Source organism: Mesorhizobium sp. M1329, from assembly GCF_040318035.1.
Lineage (GTDB): Bacteria > Pseudomonadota > Alphaproteobacteria > Rhizobiales > Rhizobiaceae > Mesorhizobium.
On the sequence record NZ_JAMYLN010000008.1, the window covers coordinates 48,406 to 67,725 of the forward strand.

Sequence of the window (19,320 nt, forward strand, 5' to 3'; positions counted from 1 at the left end):
ATCCATGCCAGTCGAGATGATCATGGGCAAATATCGAGACCATCGCGAGCCACGCCGGCATCGCTATGACGATGACCCCGTTTCCTTTTCGGAACGGACTTCCGAGCCAAGCTATTTTCAGCGCCCGCCGACCGGGTTACCAAGGGGCCGAACCACTCATGGCGAAGTCGGCACCCGAACCGTGACGGCAGATCCTGTCGATGCGGAGGTATTGTGGTTCACAGTCAGCAAGGGTTTTGGCTTCGTCAAACTGTCGGACGGCACGGAGGCCTATCTGCACGTACGAGTGTTAGAGGCGGCCGGAAGCCGGGATGTTGCCGCGGGAACGCCTCTCAAGATCACGGTCGAAAAAAGTCCAAAAGGTCATCAAGTCGCGCAGGTGCTGGAGATCGGCGATCACCGCGCGAAAACTCCGTCACATACGCGCGTCGCTGGAGGGACCTTCGATGAAACCGGTGCGCAGTTGGAGAGCGGGGGCACGGTCAAGTGGTACAAACCCGAAAAGGGCTTCGGCTTCATTGCTCCTGACAACGGTGAGAAGGACGTCTTCGTTCATGCCAGCGCCCTGACGCGCTCAGGGCTCAGCGTGCTGGTGGCGGGACAGAAGGTGTTTGTCGAATGCGGGCAAGGCAAGAAAGGCTGGGAAGTCCGGAGCATTCGCCTTGCCTAGACGGCGATGCATTGCTCGCCTCGAAGGAGATGCCGGAGAGCGTCGGGCGGCCGCCCGAGCCCGCGTAGCAGAAACCGACATTGTCGAAGGGCAGCACGCCGTCGGCGACGACGAGATCCCTGGCGCCCGGCGCGTCCTCGATGTCAAGTTCGGCGTCGAGCAACTCGAACAGCCGCGTGCCGCAGGTCGAGGCGCGCGCGAACGAGTTGACCATCAATCCGAGCTGGCGCACCGGCATCTGCAGAATGGTCATGAAGGTGAGCAACAGGGCCAGCGTGCCGACGCTGATTTGACCTGCGATCGATTTCTGGCCACCGAACCAGAGCACCAGGCCCATGGCGGTCAGGAACGAGAAATTCATGGCGCTGGTGTTGCCGACACGGATGTCGACGCGCTCATTGGCGAGATCAAGGCGCGTCCTGCTTGGCGCGGTCGAACTTTTCCAGCTCGTGCGGCTGCGCGGCGAAGGCACGCACGACACGGATGCCGCCGAGATTCTCATCCATCACCCGGATCTTTAACGATCGCTGACGCCCAGATATGGGAAGGTCAGGCTTCAATGACGGGGAAGGTGAAGGATTGACTGGTCGGGTTTCCGGGCCGAGCTTGTCGGCCGCTCAATCGAAAGCGTCATTTGAGGCGCTTCCTCTCCCGCGTGTAACTGGAAGACACGCTCGTCCAGTTCCTTGTCTACTTCCGTGAGACGATGATTGAGGCGAAGGTAGTCGGTCCAGGTCGGCGTGCGGAACGTTTCTGTCCACTGCATAGGCTTCTGAAGGTTGCGCTGGAGCGTCCAGTTCCGAGCACCGACGCGGCTGTGTACATGACGCCGCTGCCGCATGAGGTCGAGGAAGGCCTCGACATTTCTCTCGGCTATCAGATATTCGATCTTGACCACGATCGGGCCGCTTCTCGGCTTCAAACTGAGAGCGACAGCTGGGGCGTCGAATTCCTCCAAAGAATCGGGCTCGGAGTCGCGGCGCTCGCGAAGAGGAAACAGAACGCCGGCTGCAGCAACGAGCAGCAGGGCCGCAGCGGAACCCTCTAGCGCCCAGGTCAGCGAATGGTTCTGGGAAACGGTGCCCCACAGCCAGCTGCCGGCCGCTATGCCGCCGTCAATCAATGCATAGTAGATGGAGATCGTGCGCCCCACGACCCAGCGCGGGCTTGCCAGTTGCACGCTCACGCCAACCCCGGACCAGGCAGTGACCCAGCCTGCCCCGCCCAAAGCAAGTGCAATTGCCGCCACGACGATCGAAGAGGTCAGCGCCAGGGAGAGGGAGCACGCCGCGCAGGCGACGCAGGAGAGCCTCATCAGCTGTTCTTGCGACAAGCTCCGTCTGAACAGGCTGTTGGAGAGGCCGGCGAAGACCGCGCCTGTTCCGAAACCTGCCATGAGCGTGCCATAGGCGAGCGGGCCTCCTCCCAACTGGTCGCGGACAATCAGCGGCAGCAGCGCGAGTATGGCGATGCTCGCCAGGCCAAAGAGGGTTCCGCGTGCGATCGCCGCTTTGATTTCCGATGACATCGCCGTGAAGCGTAGCCCGTCATAGATGGCCCTCCTCATCGACTCGCGCGGAAGAGGCGACGAGCGAACCTTCCACTTGCAGCGCCAAATGGTGGCCAAGGGTACCAAATAGGTGAGGGTGGTCACGGTAAAAGCGGCCAAAAGCCCGAAGGAGGCAACCACGATGCCGCCGAGCGCCGGGCCCACGGTCCGTACGGTGTTGAAGCCAACGGAAAGCAGGGTAACGGCAGCGGGAACATCGCGCCGGTCCACCATATCGCCAACCGACGCCTGCCAGGCGGGATCGTTGAGAGCGCCGCCGCATGCGATTAGAAAGCTGAAGCCGAGAATCATCCATGGGTCGACAAAGCCCAGCGCTACAACAGCGGTCAGCATCGCAGATGCTATCACCATAAGGCAGCGGCCGGCGAACATAACCCTGCGACGGCTGAAATTGTCAGCGAGAACCCCGGCGAACACGGACAAAATGAAAGCGGGCAGGTTCGATGAAGCCTGCACCAGCGCAACCATCAGATCGGAAGTCGAGATGGTAGCCATCAGCCAACTGATGGCAACAGTCTGCATCAACCAGCCGAGGCTCGAGACTTGCGTGGCGAGCCAGATCGACCGAAAGGTGGGCTGCAAAAGTGGCGCAAAGCTCGTTGGTGCAGCCAAATCTTCATTAGATCCAGCCACCCTACTCATTTTGCCAACCTTTGCTTTCCGTTATTGCCGTTTCCCATGTAATCTAGGCTGAACCGTGGCGGCTAGAAGAATAGAGAGAAACTGTTTCCCTTGCGGCACAGTTCCTCGTGATTAAGGGTTGCGGCCGAGACGCATGCCCGAGCCGGCTCACCCCGCCTTCGAAGACATCACCTGGGTGGAGCCCGGATTCTTGCTTGTACTTTGACGCAACATGCTTCATCAACGGTAACTTTGCCGAGCGATGCCTTTTCGCGAAACGCGACGATGTTCTTTCGTCGGAAACTCTCTCCAACGGCGTTCGATGCGCTGAGTCTGGCTTGGGGCGAGGTGAGGGCTTGCAGATCTTAGACAGGATAGATTCCTGATAAACGCAGACGGTTGCCGGGCCGCGATCGAAGAGGCGCGCGCTTTGCTGCTTCAGCTTGAACAAAAGTCTGACGCGCTCACACATGCGATCGACGACTTTCTGCTCGATCTGATGACGCTGGCTTTCATTGTTGAATGTTATGGACGCGGCTTTGAACTTTTGGCGCGAACGCTTGCCCGTAGAAGACTGGCAAGGGTCAGGCTTTTGTCGGGGGCGGTGGACTCCGCCAGGGGAGAAATGACACCCAAAGCCTGATGGCTGAAGCGACGGTCGCCCCGCGTTCCGCACAGTGACGAAGGTAACGGTACGGCTCTTCGGCAAATGGCGCATCCTCATGGTAGCGTCTGGCCGTTCCCTCTGATGCCTCGGCCTCCCACACTTATCTGAATAGGCCCGATCCTGGAGGGTCCTCGAAGTGGGCATGAGGGCTATAGGCCGCGTGGTTGGGGTACCAAACGTAGGCGCGGTATTGGGCTGGAAATTGGCGACGAGCGACGAAGAAGTCCGAGATCAACTCGTGCAATGGCAATTCCTAACACCGTGGACCTGTTGGAGCAGCCTCATCCTCCTAGTCAGGAACGTCATCAAGGTTGTAGGATTGATGCGCGGCGAACCCTCGGAACTCAGGATCATGTTGACATCGCTGTTCGACAGAGCCGACTTGGCGCAAGGAAGCCACATCGTTTCGGAATTGCTTATCGCATGGTCTATCGTCGGCCTAGACTAGTCAAACCCTTGGCGCGGCGAGGAAGCGGCGGTCGTCGGCGTGATGCATGACGGGAGTCGGCGGCGCCTCACCATAGGCGAAATGCAGGAACCAAAGGAAAGGACCACCTGCATGGAATTGCGAACCGCGTCCTCGACGTCTGAGCCGCGACCCTTGCCAACGATCACTCAACCCACGCCGTAGAGCTTCAACCCAGCCTTGGACACGCGAACCGCGCTACCATCGTTGCAGAGGAGCCGTCCACCAGATGGTTCCACTTGTAGCCCGCGCCTCTGGTCGACATAGCGGACTGGCTCTGGCCACCGGCAAGGTTGAAGAGCGTTCCGTTGTTGCAGTCGGTACTTGGCCTGCGTGAACCAGATGCGTGAGCGCGCGGTCGCGTTTCAGGATTGATCTACTCGTAAAAAGGAATTGTCTTAGGCGGAAGGCCGCACTTGATACCGCTATCCTGTTGGCGCCCATCGGTTTCCCGGATTGAGCAAGTCCGGATCACTATTTTATGCCGCTGCCAGCGTTGTGTCGGCCATGTGCACGCGCGCTGCCGCTGCCAGCAGGTCGGTCTGGGTGATCAGCCCAATAATGCGTCGCTCGGCATCGACGATGACCACGGCATGGCTGCGGCAATATGGCCGCGCGAACTGACAGACGCGCCAACAATCGGCATCTCGCATGGTCGGTGGCACTGGACGTGGCTCCCACCCTGCTGGCGCGACTCCCCATCAGGTCGTCGGGGTTTCGCTGGCGAAAAAAACTTCCGCGTGTCTCTGCGCGATCCATCCCGCTTGCGCGTGCCTAGTCAACCAAAAAACTGACCATCTGCAGGATCAGGATCAGCAAAAAAAAGCCAAAGGCAGACGCCAAAACAGCTGCCAGCAGGACGATGCGTTGTTTCTTCACCCACAGTTCCCCCGGGAGAGAGTCTAATGATAATCCTTAAAAAAGGCGCCCTGGAACAGGGCGCCCTACGCTCATTTGTGCAAGTTTAAAGTTTAGCTTGCCTGCTTTATGTAATTAAACGTTTCTTTTATGCGATACTTCTCCAAGTGTTACTTGCACAAATCGAACGTATCGCACATTTAGACGAACTGTACATTCGATAGCGACTTTGACGCATGCGTTTACTGGCGGTATACATCCTTCACCGTTGCCGCAAGGCATTGGCCCACTCGCGCGGCACCTCCTTCACGACAAAGGTTGAAAGCCCGTCCTCGGACGTTTCATTTCCAAGATCACTTCGATCCACTCATACGGGCTTCCCGAGCGAGACCGTGGGTTCGGACGGTGCGAATGAATTTCTCGTTATAATCGAATTGATTATAAGGGTATATTTCTACGTTGAGTATAAAGGATGTCAAGCCCGCGCCAGCGGCAATTTTGTCCGGGCGACCGCCGTTTCGTCGAGGACATGGTGGCGGAAGCGATAAAGCTTCGCCGGCCGACCGCCGGTGTCAAAAGCACTTTCGCCGGTCTCCTCCACCAGTTCCTGCTGCTCCATCAACCGGCGAAAGTTCTGCTGAAGCGCCCCTGCCGATGTAGTCGTCAACGCCGTCCGCGTCAGCGCATTGCCATCGGCGGGAAGCCAACGACATTGTTGATGACGAACGTAACGATCCGCGGCTTCAGAGAGGAATGCGCGCTTCGTCCAGATGGATGGAGTGGGCTGGCAGGTCCGGGCGGCCGCGCCGTTGAGGATGCAGCATCGAGAGCCGCGCTCGCCGAGGATGACATAGGTCGAGATTCGCGCGCCGGAAGTCTTGCTCCATGTCTCCACGAATCCATTGGCAGGATCCCGGCTTCTTCGCAGTGGTCAGGGTCGAGCGTTATCGAACCGTGGTAGTTGAGGTTTGCTTCGGTGACGTGGATGCCGTGCAGCTTGCCGGCGACTATTTTTCGCATTGGTCCCGTTGTCCTATTCATCTCACAAAGTCAGTCCTGATGTTGAGCAGCTTCGCTGGGCTAAATCCCGACGACGAGCGCCCCGCCGCTGAGTCCCGCACCTGCCGCCGCCAGGAGTATTTTCTCGCCCGGCCGAAACGGCTCCGCTTGATTGGCGAGCGACAGTGAGAGCGGGATCGTCGCGGCGGAAGAGTTGCCATATTCGGCGATCGTTTTGACGATCAGGTGATCGGCAACGCCGAGGTTTCGCCCGACCGCATCGAAAATGCGAGCATTGGCCTGATGCGGCACGAACCGGTCGACATCCTGTGGTCGCACTCCGGCAGCGGCTAGCGCGCTTATCGAGCAATCGGTCATCATCTCGACGGCCTTTGCGAACACTTCGCGGCCGTCGGTCATCATCATTCGGGTTTGCGCGAGGTCGAGGTCACCGTGGAACGGGATGTTGCTTCCTCCTGCGGGAATCTGGATCAGCCCGTATCGCGAGCCGTCCGAATTCACCGAGGCACCGAGGATCCCCCGATCAGTATCCTCGCACGGACCTATCACCACGCCGCCGGCGGCATCGGCAAACAGCACGGCGCTGGCGCGCTCAGCGGGATTGATGCGGCGGCTGAGGATATTGGCGGCGATAACAAGGCTCGCTTTGCCGTGCAGGCGGGTAAATCCGTCCGCAAACATCAGCGCATAGATGAAGCCGGCGCAGGCGCCGGTCAGATCGACAGCGCCGGCGCGGCCGAGCCCCAGCCGATGTGCGACCAGGGGCGCGCTGGGCGGCAGGAGGTGATCGGGCGTCGAGGTGGCAAGCAGCAGCAGACCGATGTCGTTGCGCGCAATGCCGGCGCTGGCCAGCGCCATGGCGCCGGCCTGCGCAGCAAGACCAGACAGCGTGTCTTCGTCCGTTGCCCAGAAGCGCGACCGGATTCCAGTACGCCGCTCGATCCAGCCCGGTTCGAGGCCGAGATTGTTCTCGATTTCGGCATTCGTCACCTTTCGGCCAGGCGCATGATGGCCAAACCCGAGAAGGCGCGACAACCTGCTCATGGCCTCGAACCGAAGCGTTCGCCGGCCTCCTCGATCGCGTCATGGAGCCGATCGAGCTCGTCGCCGGTGACGCAATAGGGCGGCAGGAGATAAAGGACATTGCCGAGCGGGCGCACAAGCAGGCCGAGCTCGAGGAAAAAGGCCCGCAGCTTAGGTCCGATCTCGGCCAGATAGCCGGCAGAGCCGGCGCGCAGGTCGAGAGCCAGGATCGTGCCGATCGCGCGGCTGTCGGTGAAGTTGGCATTGTCGCGAAAGCGTCGAAACCCGGCGGCCTGCCTCGCGCTCAGGGTGGCGATCCGCTCGGCCACCGGCTCGTCACGCCAGATCTCGACATTGGCGAGTGCTGCCGCGCAGGCAATCGGATTGGCCGTGTAGGAACTCGAGTGGAAAAACGTCTTCTTGCGATCCGCCGAACAATGAGCATGGAAGATGGCATCGGTGGCAAGCGTGGCGGCCAGCGGGATTGCGCCACCGGTCAGGCACTTCGAGGTGCACAGCATGTCCGGAGAGATGTTCGCCTGCTCGCAGGCGAACATGCTCCCGGTGCGGCCCCAGCCGGTCATCACCTCGTCGGCGATCAGCAGCGTGCCGGAGGCTTCGGCAATCTTCTTCAATCCGGTCAGAACCGAGGCCGGATACATCAGCATGCCGCCGGCGCCAAGCACCAGCGGCTCGACGATCAGGGCAGCGGCGCGCCGGTCGCGGGAGACTGCTTCGAACCGATCCAGCGTCTCCTGCTCCCGCCCGGCCGCCGGGAAGGGGATGGTGTCGACCTCGAACAGCAAAGGCTCATAGGGGGCGTTGAACACGCCACGAGCACCGACGCTCATCGTGCCGATCGTGTCGCCATGATAGCTGTGCTCCATGACGACGATGCGCGAGCGCGGCGCGCCGATGTTGCGGAAATAGCCGAGCGCCATCTTCAGCGCGACTTCGACGCTGGTCGAGCCGCTGTCGGAATAGAACACCCAGTCGAGTCCGGCGGGAGCGAGCCCGACAAGCGCCTTGGCCAAGCATTCGGCAGGCTCGTGCGTGAAACCTGCGAAGATGATCTGGTCGAGGCTCGAGGCGGTCGTCTCGATTGCCTTCATGATGCGGGGATGGCGGTGGCCATGTGTGACGACCCACCAGGAGGAAATGGCATCCATGATGCGGGAACCGTCGGCCTTGTGGAGATAGGCGCCTTCAGTCAGGACGATTTCAGGGATCGCCGGCTCGAGCGCGTGCTGGGTGAAGGGATGCCACACACGGGATTGCGGCATCATCCGCCTCCGGCAATCAAAGCGAGGTCGAAGCCGGCAATCATCGCTTGTCTCAGCGTTTTGTCCGTCAGCGGATCGAGGTGCGGCAGCCTGCCGAGTTGCGGCACGTCGCCGAATTCCACGATCGTCCGTTGCGTATCGGTCATCTCATCGCCGATGAAGGCGATGCCAGCCAGCGGGATAGCGCGCGCCCGCAGGGCCTCGATCGACAGCAGGGTGTGATTGATTGTTCCGAGCGCGGTGCGGGCGCACAGAATGACCGGCAACTGCCATTGCTCGAATATGTCGATGAACCTTGTCCGGCGGTTCAGCGGCACCATCAGCCCGCCGGCGCCTTCGATGACGAGCGGTGTCGGCAGGACCGGAAACGAAAGATCGGCAGCCTCGATCGAAACGTCGTCGATTTCGGCCGAACGATGCGGCGAAAGCGGGCTCTTCAAGCGGTAGGCTTCCGGCAGCACGCGCCCCGACGGAAGCCCGGCAAGCCGTGCAACCGCCTCGCTGTCGGTCTCGCCGTCGAGGCCCGATTGCACCGGCTTCCAGTAGAAACCGTCAAGCAGGCCGGCAAGCCCGGCCGAAAACACCGTCTTGCCAATTCCGGTGTCTGTTCCGGTGATGACGATGCGCTTGGTCATGTCGCCTCCGGTCATGTCTGAGCCAACACCTCGACGAGCGCCTCGACCATGGCGGAAATGTCGGCTTCGCCGATATTGAGCGTCAGTGAGATGCGCAGCCGCGACGTGCCCTCGGGTACGGTCGGCGGACGAATGCCGCGTATGTCGAAGCCGTGGGCCTGCAGGCGCGCCGCCACTGCCATGGTGCGCCTGACATCGCCGATCACCAAGGGCTGGATCTGAGAGCCACTTGGTGTCACGCCGCAGCGATCGACCAATTGGCGGCCTGCGAGGGCGACGCGTTCATGCAGTTGAAAACGCCGCATAGGCTCGTCCGCGAGCATTGCGAGCGCTTCGCGCGCCGCGACCGCCATCAGCGGCGAGGGCGCGGTGGCGTAGATGAATGGCCGGCAACGGTTGATCAGATACTCGCACAGTGTCCTCGGCCCGGTCACGAGCCCACCAGATGCGCCGAGCGCCTTGCCGCAGGTGTGGAGCGCGACGATGTTGTCGCGGCCCTCGAAAGCGGCGGCCAGCCCCCGGCCGTCCGGTCCCCAGACGCCGGTCGCGTGCGCCTCGTCAATGACGATGAATGCGTTGTGCCGATCGGCAAGCGCGGCCAGGCTCTCCAAAGGCGCGCAGTCGCCATCCATGCTGTATAGGCTTTCCACCGCAATCCAGACGCATCCCATGCCGCCTTCGGCGCGCCAACGCTTGATCGCGTCCTCGACAGCATCGACGTCGTTGTGCGCGGCCAGCTTGAACTCGGCACGTCCGGCCTGTGCCCCCTCATGCATGCTGGCATGGGCGAGCTCATCGAGGACCAAAAGGTCGCCCTTCTGCGGCAGCGCAGTCAGCAAAGCGAAGTTGGCGATGTAGCCGCTGCCGAAGAACAGCGCGCGGTCGGCTCCAAAGAATGCCGCCGCGTCTGCCTCGAGCTGCTCGTGTTCCGGCGCATTGCCGCGCAACAGCCGCGACCCGGTGGCGCCAACCGACGTGCCCCGCGCAATCGCCGCCGCAACCGCTTCGCCAAGTCTTTTCGAGGCGGCAAGCCCGAGATAGTCGTTCGACGAGAAGTCGCGCCCGGCGCGCGGCTTCAGCGTCCGCAGCCGGTCCTTGCGCGCCAGTCCCTGCAAGGTCGCCTCATAGCGGGCAAGCGGTGCCCCGTTCATTGCGCCTCGAGTTCCATCGGCTCGATGCCAAGGCGCCGGAACAGCAGGGTATCCTTGTCCTCACCGGGATTGTCCGCCGTCAGCAGCGTGTCGCCGGCGAAGATCGAGTTGGCGCCGGCAAAAAAGCACAGCGCCTGCATCTCGTCGGTCATGGCCGTACGGCCGGCGGAAAGACGGATATGCGATTTCGGCATCATGATGCGCGCCAGCGCGATCACGCGCACGAATTCGATCGGCTCGATGGACTTGGCGTCGGCAAGCGGGGTGCCGGGGATCGGGATCAGCATGTTGATCGGAACGCTTTGCGGATGTTCCGGCAGGTTGGCCAGCGTCACCAGCATGCCGATCCGGTCCACCGGCTCCTCGCCCATGCCGACAATGCCGCCGCAGCAGACCTTGATGCCGGATTGGCGAACGTGCTCGAGCGTCTCGAGCCGCTCGGCAAAGCTGCGCGTGCTGATGATCTCGCTATAGTAGCGTTCCGACGTATCGATGTTGTGGTTGTAAAAGTCGAGACCAGCCTGCTTCAGTCGAGCGGCCTGCTCAAGATCGAGCATGCCGAGCGTCATGCAGGTCTCCATGCCCAGCGCCTTGACGCCTTCGACCATCGCCACCACCGCATCCATGTCGCGCGCCTTGGGGTTTCGCCAGGCCGCGCCCATGCAATAGCGGGTGGCGCCGGCGTCACGCGCTTTCTTCGCCTCGGCGACGACGCGCCGGACCTCCATCAGCTTCGACGCCTTCAGGCCGGTCTCGTGATGCGCCGACTGGCTGCAATAGCCGCAATCCTCCGGGCATCCGCCCGTCTTGATGCTGAGCAGCCGGCTGAGCTGGACCTTGTTGGGATCGAAATTCTGGCGGTGCACGGTTTGCGCGAGGAAGAGGAGATTGTTGAAGGGGGCATCGTGAAGTGCCCGAGCCTTCTCCAGGGTCCACGCTCCAGGGTCAGGGGATTGAGCCTGTGGCGATGTCTGCGTTGGACTGGCTGTTTGCATGTCCATGCTGTTCCTCCGGTTCTGCCTTGCTTTGCTGTCTGATTGATGACGATCGGAAAGGTTGATTCGATCCTGTTCGTTCCTCAGGCGATCATGAGCCCCAATAGTCGAGGCCGATATCCAGGATCGGCGCGCTGTGGGTCAGTCGGCCGACCGAAATCAGATCAACGCCGGTCGCGGCAATCGCTCGCGCTGTATCGGATGCGATCCCGCCAGAAGCCTCGGTGATAGCACGGCCGCCAACGATTGCGACGGCGCGGCGAAGATCGGCGAGGGACATGTTGTCGAGCAGAACCGCATCGGGAGCGAAGCCAAGTACCTCCTCCAACTGGGCCAGCGTATCGACCTCGACCTCGATCTTGACGAGATGACCGGCCCGTCTTCGTGCTCGCTCGAGCGCCGGGCGAACGCCGCCTGCGATGGCGATGTGGTTGTCCTTGATCAGAATTGCGTCGTCGAGGCCGAAGCGGTGATTGGATCCGCCACCTGCGCGCACGGCGTATTTTTCGACTGCCCGCAATCCGGGCGTCGTCTTGCGCGTGCAGACGATCTTCGCGCTGTGCCCGCGGACCGCCGCGACGATGGATGCCGTCGCCGTAGCGATCCCGCTCAGGTGACAGAGAAAATTCAGCGCCGTCCGTTCCGCTGTGAGTATGGCCCGGGCCGGACCGCTCACCGATGCAATGATCTCCCCTTGCACGACTTCGCTGCCGTCCGCTCGCTCCACCTTCATGTCGACGTTCTGGTCGATGAGCCGGAAGGCGAGCATCGCCAGATCGAGCCCGGCGACAGTTCCGGCCTGGCGGGCTGTCAGCACGGTTGTCGCATGATGGTCCTTCGGTACGACCGCATCCGAGGTCAGGTCGCCGGCTCTGCCAAGGTCTTCAAGAAGAGCTGCCCTTACAAGCGGCTCAAGCATGACCGTGGGAAGCGGTGAGAGCGTCATCACTTTGCCCCTTCGAGGCTTGGCGAGTGTCCGAGTTCCCGCGCAGCGGCCAAGGCGGCTTCGAGGGTGATTTCGGACCGTCGGGCGACAGTCGCATGATGAGGAAAGTCTGTCCGGTAATGAGCGCCGCGGCTTTCTTCGCGCAACAGGGCGGCAACCGCGATCATTAGCCCGACAGCCGCCGGATCCGAGGCCGCGTCCTTGCTTTCGGCGAGCGGCAATAAGGCACGTGCGGCTGCTTTCAAACCTTCACCATCCCGGACGATGCCGAGTGCGCGCGACAGGAAAACACGCACGGGTGTCGGAGCGGGCGATGGGTAAACGTCCGCAAACGCAGGCTTTGTTCTGCGAGCAGGCGTTCCAGCGACACTTTCAGCGACCCAGCGCGCGCATACGACGGCCTCGGTCAAGGAATTGCTGGCGAGCCTGTTGGCGCCATGCAGTCCTGTCGAAGCGACTTCGCCGCAGGCCCACAGCCCCTTGACGGACGTCCTACCGGAGCCGTCCACGGCAACGCCACCCATGTGGTAGTGTTGGGCCGGACGAATGGGGATGAGATCGCGCGCGGGATTGATGCCCGCTCCACGACAGGCTGATGCGATTGTCGGGAAGTGTCGAGCGAATTCCGGGCCAGGCCGTTGCCGCGCGTCGAGAAAAACACGGTGGCCGTTGGCAAGATGGTTCCAGACGGCGCGCGCCAAGACATCACGAGGCGCAAGTTCCGCCCCTAGCACGCTCTGGAGAAAAGCCTGGCCGGTTTCGTCGATCAGGGCAGCACCTTCGCCGCGGACGGCCTCGCTGACCAGCACCATAGGGCGTTCCGGGCCGTCAAGCGCGGTCGGGTGGAACTGGATGAACTCGAGGTCGGCAAGGACAGCTCCAGCGCGGGCCGCAAGCGCCAGGCCCTGTCCGCAACTGCCGCAAGGATTGGTGGTGTCGAGAAACAGTCCCCCGATCCCACCGGTGGCGAGGACGACCCGCCGTGAGCCGAAGAAGACAGGTCCTATCGAACCGCTCGCCCAGACGCCTCGGATCGCATTCTCTCGCACCGCCAGCCGGCGCGCTTCCACGCCCTCCACGAGAACAATCGACGGAGTGGAACGCACAGCCGCGATCAGGGCACGCATGATCTCACGCCCGGTGCCGTCACCATGCGCATGAACGATGCGACGTCGGCTGTGTGCGGCCTCCAATCCGAGGCACAGTGATCCTTTCGGCGTACGGTCGAAGGGAACCCCAAAGCCCGCAAGCCCCTCTATCGCCTTGGGCGCGGCTTGGAGGATGCGGCTCGCCACGTCTGTGTCGCAGAGACCATCCCCGGCGGCAAGCGTATCGGCCAGATGCAGTGCCGGATCGTCGTCTTCGCCGAAACTTGCAGCCAGACCACCCTGTGCCCACGTGCTCGAATTGTCAGCTCCCAGCAGCGTCCTGGACAGAAGCAGCACCGGCTCCGGCGCCAGTTGAAGCGCGGTCATCAGTCCGGCGATGCCGCCGCCGATGATGATGGGCCGCCCGAAGAAGCTGCGGACATCGGCGCTCAAATTGCCAGCATCCGTTCGACCGCAAGCCGCGCGCGCCCGGCGATCCCGGGTTCGATGGTTACGATATGGTGGTTCTGCTCGAGCGCCATGCGGATGTTGGCAAGCGTGATACGCTTCATGTGCGGGCACAAATTGCAGGGCCGGATGAACTCGACCTCTGGGTGCGCTAACGCGACGTTGTCGCTCATCGAACATTCCGTCATCAGCACGACACGTGCCGGCCTTTGCCTTTCGACATAGTCGGACATGGCAGCGGTCGAGCCGGAAAAATCTGCTTCAGCCACGACGTCGGGCGGGCATTCGGGATGCGCGAGCACGATCACGCCGGGATGGCTTTCGCGCAACTCGCGGATGTCGGCCGGTGTAAAGCGCTCATGCACCTCGCAATGCCCTTTCCAGGCGATGATCTGCACATCGGTCTGGGCGGCGATATTCTGGGCCAGATATTCGTCCGGCAACATGATCACCTGGGGAACGCCAAGGGATTGGACGACCGCCTTGGCGTTGCCGGATGTACAGCAGATATCCGACTCGGCTTTCACTTCGGCCGACGTGTTGACATAAGTGATGATCGGCACGCCGGGATAACGCTGGCGCATCAAGCGCACGTCTTCTGCCGTGATCGATTCCGCCAACGAACAGCCTGCCCGCAGGTCGGGAATGAGCACCGTCTTTTGCGGATTGAGCAGCTTGGCCGTTTCGGCCATGAAATGTACGCCGGCCAGCACGATGACTTGCGCCTCGATCGTCGCAGCCGTGCGGGCCAGTGCCAAGCTGTCGCCGACGATGTCGGCCACGCAATGGAAGATCTCGGGGGTCTGATAGTTGTGCGCCAGGATGATGGCGTTGCGCTCGCGCTTCAGTGCAAGGATCGCCTCGATATCCTCGACGAAAGCCGGCCATTCGATCGGCGGGATCACTCGTCGGACGCGCTCGTAGAGAAACGCGGTCGCAGGCAGCATGGCGCTCATCGACCCCTCCCAGCTTATACTCTAGGTGAAAATAACCAGCATATACTTGCTGTGAGTATAAGCGATGTCAACCCCGCGCCAGCGGCAATTTTGTCCCGGCGATGACCCTCTCGTCGAGAACGGCGTGGCGGAACCGGTAAAGCTTCGCTGGCCGGCCGCCGGTCTCCGCGGTTGCCTCTCCGGTCTCTTCGACCAGCTCCTGCTGCTCAATCAGCCGGCGAAAGTTCGGCTTACGCACGAGCCTGCCGGCAAGCGCCTCCACCGTTCGCTGCAGCTGCAAAAGCGTGAAGACCGGCGGCATCAGCTCAAAGACGACCGGCCGGTATTTGATCTTGGAGCGCAGCCGCGCAATGCCGGTCGCCACGATGCGGCGATGATCGGCGACCATAGACTTGCTGGGCACCAGCGGAGGCAGCGTCGCGTCCCGTCCGCTTCCGGCCTCTTGGACCAGGCCTGCTTCGTAGACTAACTCATAGCGTTGAAGCGTGAGTTCCTCGTTCCAAAGGCGGTCGTCGAAGCCGAAGGCTATCGTCGCCCGCTGCCAGCGTTCACGTCGCGTGGCCGCGTCGCTGACGCCGTCTGCCCATTCAATCAGGCGCGGTCGCAGAACGTCCAGCACGACCGGAGGCGTGCCGGAGCGGTGGTCCTCCCATGGAAAATATTCATACCAGCTCTGCCAGCCGCACTTGGGCGAGCCAGCTGCCTGTTCCTTGCGGGTCAATGCGAGATAGCTGATGGAGATGACGCGCTGCTGGCGCTCGGCGCCGATGCGATCCCGATCCGCGAAGGTGTAGAGTTGCTCAATATACCCCAGCGGATGGCCGGTCTGCTGCTCGACCCACCCCCTCAAACCGGATTGCAGCGATCGGTGCTCAAGCGCAAATGGTCCGGAGGGCAGGGTGTCCGCCTGGCCGATGGTGAGGACACAGGGTTCACTGTCGTTTACGGCGACGACAAAGGCGATCAGGTCCACTTTGACTTCGTCCGCCTTGACGGCGGCTCTGTCTTTCCTGGGTCCTTTTGCCTGATCGTTCATGTTCGCGAAAGTGGCTGGTGCTCGGGGGCGCCTGAATCGATTTAAGTGTAAGCGCGCCTGTCCGCACGTCAACACCGCACAGCTGCACGGCCATTTTTAGCTCTTCGCACTTGCACAAAAATGTGGCAAACGCGACACCCGCGGTTGGTAACGTTGGGGAAGGAGGGTCCATTGAGTGCGTTTGGTGACACCAAGGCGATCACACCGCCGGATATTCGTTCGCGCAAAGGTGGGACGCCGCTCGTCTGCCTTACCGCCTACACGACGCCAGTCGCCCGGCTTGTCGATCCCCATTGCGATGTGGTGCTGGTCGGCGACAGCGTCGGCATGGTTCTCCACGGCCTGCCCTCGACGCTCGGTGTGACGCTGGAGATGATGATCACGCACGGCCAGGCCGTGCGCCGTGGCCTCGAGCAGGCGCTGATGGTCGTCGACCTGCCGTTCGGTTCCTTCGAGGAAAGCCCCGAGCAGGCTTTCCGCAATGCCGCGCGCGTCATGGCCGAGACCGGCTGCGCGGCCGTCAAGCTCGAAGGCGGCGAAACGATGGCAGAGACGATCGGCTTCCTCGCCGCTCGCGGCGTGCCGGTCATGGCCCATGTCGGCTTGACGCCGCAGGCGATCAACACCATCGGTGGCTACCGCGTGCAGGGCAGAGGCGGGGATGCCGAGCGCATCAGGCGCGATGCGCTTGCGGTGAGCGAAGCGGGCGCCTTTGCGGTCGTGCTGGAGAAGGTTCCCGAGGCGCTCGCCCGCCGGATCACCGGGGAGGTGGCGACCCCGACCATTGGCATCGGTGCCTCGGCAGCCTGTGACGGCCAGATTCTCGTCGTCGACGACATGCTGGGCCTCTTCGGCGACTTCCGGCCCAAATTCGTCAAGCGCTATGCTGAACTGGGGGAGGCCGCTGCGGCTGCGATCGCGGCCTATGCGCGGGAAGTGAAGGAGCGCCAGTTTCCGGCCGCCGAGCACGTGTTTGCCGATGCGCCCAAGCCCGCCGACGCGGACGCGGCCAAGAGCGGAGAAGCAGCGTGAGCGTGCCGATTGTCAGGAGCGTTGCCCGGCTTCGCGAAATCGTCGCCGCATGGCGCGGCGAGGGCGTGGGGATTGCCGTGGTGCCAACGATGGGCGTCCTGCATGAGGGCCATCTCAGCCTGGTGCGCGCGGCACTCGAGAAGGCCGACCGGGTGATCGTGACGCTCTTCGTCAACCCGAAGCAATTCAACAGCCAGGCCGATCTCGCCGCGTATCCGAGCACCGAGGACGAGGATGCCGCCAAGCTGGCACCGCTTGGCGCGCACCTGCTTTATGCGCCGGATGCAGAGGAAATGTATCCGGCGGCCTTCGCCACGACCGTTTCGGTGTCCGGTGTCAGCGAGGGCCTGTGCGGTGCCTTCCGGCCGGGACATTTCGATGGCGTGGCGACCGTCGTCGCCAAGCTCTTCCTGCAGACCAGCGCTGACTTCGGCTTCTTTGGCGAAAAGGACTTTCAGCAGCTTCAGCTAGTCAGGCGTATGGCCCGGGACCTGGATATTCCAATCACCATTGTTCCTTGTCCGACAGTCCGCGAAGCCGACGGTCTTGCACTATCATCGCGCAATGTCCGGCTCTCGCCAGCAGAGCGTGCTGTTGCCCACAAGCTACCATCGGTCTTGCTCGAGACGGCTGAGCGGCTTGCCCGCGGCTCGCCCGTCCTGCCAACGCTTGCCGAAGCGCGCGCAGCAATTCTGGCTGCAGGCTATCGCGAGATCGAATACCTGGAACTTCGCGACGAGGCAGATTTGCGACCCATGACAAGCCTTGGCCGACCTGCACGTTTGCTTGTCGCGGCCTGGCTCGGCGGCACACGGCTCATAGACAACGTCAGAATATCACGGGTTTCAACAGATTAACGGGGTTCTCGGCACGCGCTGTATCCGTCCGGGATCGTTTAAAACAAGGTCTCTGCCTGGCATCGAGCGATCACGGAGGTTACGCAAAGCGCAAATGCATCGCGTGTTTGAGAACTTCGTCGAGCAACTGTCTGCAAGTGTTGATGCTGCCGATCTCCGTGAGGCAATGGCATCCGCTGCAGCCGGCTTCGATTTTCCGCTATTCGCCTATTTCACTTACCCGTCGGCCCCCGGCGACGCCCCGCAATTGATCTCAAACTATCCTTCATCCTGGACATCACGTTATCTGCAACAGCGGTACCACAGTCTTGATCCGGTCATCCTGCGCGGGCTGCAAGGCTGGGATACCTTCGATTGGGGTGTGGATCGCGCTCGGCACTGTCTGCCGAATTCGCAGCAACAAATTCTGGAGAGTGCGGCTGAGTTTGGCATCCGCGGCGGCCTGACGATATCCATGCATGATCATCGCGGCCGGTTTGCTGCCCTGACCTTTGCTTCCGACGAGTCCCGCCCGCCTCTGTTGCGGTCACTGACACGTTACGAAAAAGCATTGCAGCTGGTGGCCATCAACTTTCATATCCATGTCCGGCGCAGGCTCGCCGACGATCGCGTGGTGGATGGTGTAACGCTCACCCCGCGGGAGTTCGAGTGCCTGAAATGGGCGGCGCGCGGCAAGTCGGCTTGGGTTATCAGCCAGCTTCTCGGCGTCTCAAAGCGCACCGTGACCTTTCATCTGGAAAACGCCAAGGCAAAGCTTGGCGTTCGAACGATCAACCAGGCCGTTGCACGACTGGCTGCCTCCGGCCAGGCGAGATCCTGATTCGTCGGCCACGATAGCTGTAAACCTCTACAGGCTGCATCGCTGCCGGCTTTGCCCTTCGATGGCGGGAACACATTCCCGCACGGAGGCGACCATGATGCAGCTGATAACACCAGACCTTTACGACGAGTTCGCAAGCGAGCTCAAAGAGATGCACGGGCTGAGGTTTCGGGTGTTCAAGGAAAGGCTCGATTGGGAAGTTGATACCGAAGACCAGATGGAAACAGACCCGTTTGATGATCTGAAGCCTGTCTATCTGCTCCTCAAGGGATCCGACTGGCGAATTCGCGGTTGCGTGCGTCTTTTGCCCAGCACCGGACCCACAATGTTGCGCGACACGTTCCCGGTGCTGCTGGGTGCTGACGTCGTGCCCTCGACCTCCGACATATGGGAGAGCAGTCGTTTCGCGCTCGATCTTCCTCCGTCGGCGCCCAAGGCAGCGGGCGGACTGGCCCAGGCAACCTACGAGCTCTTCGCGGGCATGATCGAGTTCGGCTTGGCCAAGGATCTGACCCGGATAGTAACGGTGACGGACACGCGCATGGAACGGATCCTTCGCCTCGCGACGTGGCCATTGTCGCGCATCGGACAACCCAAGTCCGTCGGCAAAACGGAGGCGGTGGCCGGGTTTCTCGAGATTTCCCGCGCGAGCCTTTTGCGCATCCGCAGCAGGGGACGTCTGAGCGGACCGGTACTGTGGCAACCGGTTCTAGGCCCGTCGGCATTGTGGACACCTGAGCCGTGAAGGATGCTGGTCTGCCCAAGGAAGCGACGGTCGGTCTTGTATGCTGGCCGGACTGGCGTCGTCACGAAGCTTACCACTACGCCAGACGATTGCCACGCACTGCCTGGGCCTGGGAGTTTCTTCGGCGCAATCCACAATTTCAGCGCGACCACGCCAAAATGGCACCGTCCGCCTGCATTGTCGGAGCCCAGGCCGACATGAAGATAATCGAGTTGACGACAGGATCATCTTTCCTAAGACAATGGAGCCTCCTTTTTCGCGGACGCGCCACAGTCGGACGCTACGTCGGCAAGGGTCTTTTGGGATCCGCGCGACTGCGCCCGTATTCTACGAGCGGCCGCGGAGCCGGTTGGGCTCGACCACGATTTTGAACCGCTTGATCTCCCTTCGCTCTCATGCTGCAAGGACATCCT

General features: G+C 61.9%; 17 protein-coding genes and 4 pseudogenes. 7 read left to right on the top strand and 14 right to left on the bottom strand.

Annotation, left to right across the window (positions count from 1 at the left end; genetic code table 11):
• Positions 1–4 precede the first annotated feature (4 nt).
• A complete protein-coding gene (locus NKH21_RS10215; RefSeq protein ID WP_352864665.1) occupies positions 5–670 on the top strand; it encodes a cold-shock protein in 666 nt (221 codons plus the stop codon).
• Here NKH21_RS10215 and NKH21_RS10220 read toward each other — a convergent pair.
• Both NKH21_RS10220 and NKH21_RS10225 read right to left on the bottom strand, forming a co-directional pair.
• Positions 645–1,194, bottom strand: a pseudogene (locus NKH21_RS10220) (ABC transporter transmembrane domain-containing protein); the annotation flags it as partial. The gene NKH21_RS10215 and the pseudogene NKH21_RS10220 sit on opposite strands and share 26 nt — an antisense overlap.
• 32 nt (positions 1,195–1,226) lie before the next feature.
• Positions 1,227–2,882: an MFS transporter gene (locus NKH21_RS10225; RefSeq protein ID WP_352864668.1), complete on the bottom strand. Its 1,656-nt coding sequence runs from the start codon at positions 2,880–2,882 to the stop codon at positions 1,227–1,229.
• A gap of 409 nt (positions 2,883–3,291) precedes the next feature.
• On the opposite strand from NKH21_RS10225, the gene NKH21_RS10230 reads away from it, so the two are divergent.
• Positions 3,292–3,504: a hypothetical protein gene (locus tag NKH21_RS10230; protein WP_352864671.1), complete on the top strand. Its 213-nt coding sequence runs from the start codon at positions 3,292–3,294 to the stop codon at positions 3,502–3,504.
• 969 nt (positions 3,505–4,473) lie between these two features.
• On the opposite strand, the pseudogene NKH21_RS10235 reads toward NKH21_RS10230, so the two are convergent.
• The 12 genes and pseudogenes from NKH21_RS10235 to NKH21_RS10285 all read right to left on the bottom strand — a co-directional run.
• Positions 4,474–4,596 (bottom strand): annotated as a pseudogene (locus NKH21_RS10235) (HPP family protein); the annotation flags it as partial.
• 731 nt (positions 4,597–5,327) lie between these two features.
• Positions 5,328–5,534, bottom strand: a pseudogene (locus NKH21_RS32785) (NrtR DNA-binding winged helix domain-containing protein); the annotation flags it as partial.
• 29 nt (positions 5,535–5,563) lie between these two features.
• A pseudogene (locus NKH21_RS10240) lies at positions 5,564–5,872 on the bottom strand (aspartate 1-decarboxylase); the annotation flags it as partial.
• A gap of 60 nt (positions 5,873–5,932) precedes the next feature.
• Positions 5,933–6,916, bottom strand: coding sequence for a 3-oxopimeloyl-[acyl-carrier-protein] synthase BioZ (gene bioZ, locus NKH21_RS10245; RefSeq protein WP_352864674.1), 984 nt, complete (start codon positions 6,914–6,916; stop codon positions 5,933–5,935).
• Positions 6,913–8,178 (bottom strand): adenosylmethionine--8-amino-7-oxononanoate transaminase, encoded by a 1,266-nt coding sequence (locus tag NKH21_RS10250; protein ID WP_352864677.1) that lies wholly within the window; start codon positions 8,176–8,178, stop codon positions 6,913–6,915. Before NKH21_RS10250 ends, bioZ begins: the two co-directional genes overlap by 4 nt.
• A complete protein-coding gene (gene bioD, locus NKH21_RS10255) occupies positions 8,178–8,813 on the bottom strand; it encodes a dethiobiotin synthase (RefSeq protein ID WP_031194973.1) in 636 nt (211 codons plus the stop codon). The genes NKH21_RS10250 and bioD overlap by 1 nt, the downstream gene beginning before the upstream one ends.
• 11 nt (positions 8,814–8,824) lie before the next feature.
• The gene (locus NKH21_RS10260; protein ID WP_352864681.1) at positions 8,825–9,964 is read right to left on the bottom strand and encodes an 8-amino-7-oxononanoate synthase; all 1,140 of its coding nucleotides are present in this window, start codon (positions 9,962–9,964) and stop codon (positions 8,825–8,827) included.
• A complete protein-coding gene (gene bioB / locus NKH21_RS10265) occupies positions 9,961–10,959 on the bottom strand; it encodes a biotin synthase BioB (protein WP_352864925.1) in 999 nt (332 codons plus the stop codon). The genes NKH21_RS10260 and bioB overlap by 4 nt, the downstream gene beginning before the upstream one ends.
• Before the next feature lie 91 nt (positions 10,960–11,050).
• Complete coding sequence (nadC, locus tag NKH21_RS10270) at positions 11,051–11,905, bottom strand: carboxylating nicotinate-nucleotide diphosphorylase (protein ID WP_352864684.1); 855 nt, start codon at positions 11,903–11,905, stop codon at positions 11,051–11,053.
• Entirely contained in the window at positions 11,905–13,446 is a 1,542-nt protein-coding gene (locus NKH21_RS10275) for an L-aspartate oxidase (protein WP_352864687.1), read from the bottom strand. The genes nadC and NKH21_RS10275 overlap by 1 nt, the downstream gene beginning before the upstream one ends.
• Positions 13,443–14,417, bottom strand: coding sequence for a quinolinate synthase NadA (nadA, locus tag NKH21_RS10280; protein ID WP_352508058.1), 975 nt, complete (start codon positions 14,415–14,417; stop codon positions 13,443–13,445). Before nadA ends, NKH21_RS10275 begins: the two co-directional genes overlap by 4 nt.
• Before the next feature lie 67 nt (positions 14,418–14,484).
• Complete coding sequence (locus NKH21_RS10285; protein WP_352864690.1) at positions 14,485–15,453, bottom strand: NUDIX hydrolase; 969 nt, start codon at positions 15,451–15,453, stop codon at positions 14,485–14,487.
• A 171-nt stretch (positions 15,454–15,624) separates the two neighbouring features.
• Here NKH21_RS10285 and panB point away from each other — a divergent pair, with 171 nt between their 5' ends.
• The 5 genes from panB to NKH21_RS10310 all read left to right on the top strand — a co-directional run bounded on the left by panB (position 15,625) and on the right by NKH21_RS10310 (position 19,278).
• Positions 15,625–16,485 carry a 3-methyl-2-oxobutanoate hydroxymethyltransferase gene (gene panB / locus NKH21_RS10290; protein WP_352549642.1) on the top strand — a complete coding sequence of 287 codons (861 nt, stop codon included), beginning with the start codon at positions 15,625–15,627 and terminating at the stop codon, positions 16,483–16,485.
• A complete protein-coding gene (panC, locus tag NKH21_RS10295) occupies positions 16,482–17,342 on the top strand; it encodes a pantoate--beta-alanine ligase (RefSeq protein ID WP_352786069.1) in 861 nt (286 codons plus the stop codon). Before panB ends, panC begins: the two co-directional genes overlap by 4 nt.
• Before the next feature lie 94 nt (positions 17,343–17,436).
• A complete protein-coding gene (locus tag NKH21_RS10300; RefSeq protein WP_352474702.1) occupies positions 17,437–18,162 on the top strand; it encodes a LuxR family transcriptional regulator in 726 nt (241 codons plus the stop codon).
• Between the two features lie 94 nt (positions 18,163–18,256).
• Positions 18,257–18,907 carry an acyl-homoserine-lactone synthase gene (locus tag NKH21_RS10305; RefSeq protein WP_352542119.1) on the top strand — a complete coding sequence of 217 codons (651 nt, stop codon included), beginning with the start codon at positions 18,257–18,259 and terminating at the stop codon, positions 18,905–18,907.
• Positions 18,904–19,278 carry a transcriptional regulator domain-containing protein gene (locus NKH21_RS10310; protein ID WP_352484151.1) on the top strand — a complete coding sequence of 125 codons (375 nt, stop codon included), beginning with the start codon at positions 18,904–18,906 and terminating at the stop codon, positions 19,276–19,278. Before NKH21_RS10305 ends, NKH21_RS10310 begins: the two co-directional genes overlap by 4 nt.
• Positions 19,279–19,320 lie beyond the last annotated feature (42 nt).

Coding starts and splice junctions, on each gene's coding strand:
- NKH21_RS10215 (WP_352864665.1), top strand. CDS start 5: ATGCCAGTCGAGATGATCATGGGCAAATATCGAGACCATCGCGAGCCA.
- NKH21_RS10225 (WP_352864668.1), bottom strand. CDS start 2,882: ATGAGTAGGGTGGCTGGATCTAATGAAGATTTGGCTGCACCAACGAGC.
- bioZ (WP_352864674.1), bottom strand. CDS start 6,916: ATGAGCAGGTTGTCGCGCCTTCTCGGGTTTGGCCATCATGCGCCTGGC.
- NKH21_RS10250 (WP_352864677.1), bottom strand. CDS start 8,178: ATGCCGCAATCCCGTGTGTGGCATCCCTTCACCCAGCACGCGCTCGAG.
- bioD (WP_031194973.1), bottom strand. CDS start 8,813: ATGACCAAGCGCATCGTCATCACCGGAACAGACACCGGAATTGGCAAG.
- NKH21_RS10260 (WP_352864681.1), bottom strand. CDS start 9,964: ATGAACGGGGCACCGCTTGCCCGCTATGAGGCGACCTTGCAGGGACTG.
- bioB (WP_352864925.1), bottom strand. CDS start 10,959: ATGCAAACAGCCAGTCCAACGCAGACATCGCCACAGGCTCAATCCCCT.
- nadC (WP_352864684.1), bottom strand. CDS start 11,905: ATGACGCTCTCACCGCTTCCCACGGTCATGCTTGAGCCGCTTGTAAGG.
- nadA (WP_352508058.1), bottom strand. CDS start 14,417: ATGAGCGCCATGCTGCCTGCGACCGCGTTTCTCTACGAGCGCGTCCGA.
- NKH21_RS10285 (WP_352864690.1), bottom strand. CDS start 15,453: ATGAACGATCAGGCAAAAGGACCCAGGAAAGACAGAGCCGCCGTCAAG.
- NKH21_RS10300 (WP_352474702.1), top strand. CDS start 17,437: ATGCATCGCGTGTTTGAGAACTTCGTCGAGCAACTGTCTGCAAGTGTT.
- NKH21_RS10305 (WP_352542119.1), top strand. CDS start 18,257: ATGATGCAGCTGATAACACCAGACCTTTACGACGAGTTCGCAAGCGAG.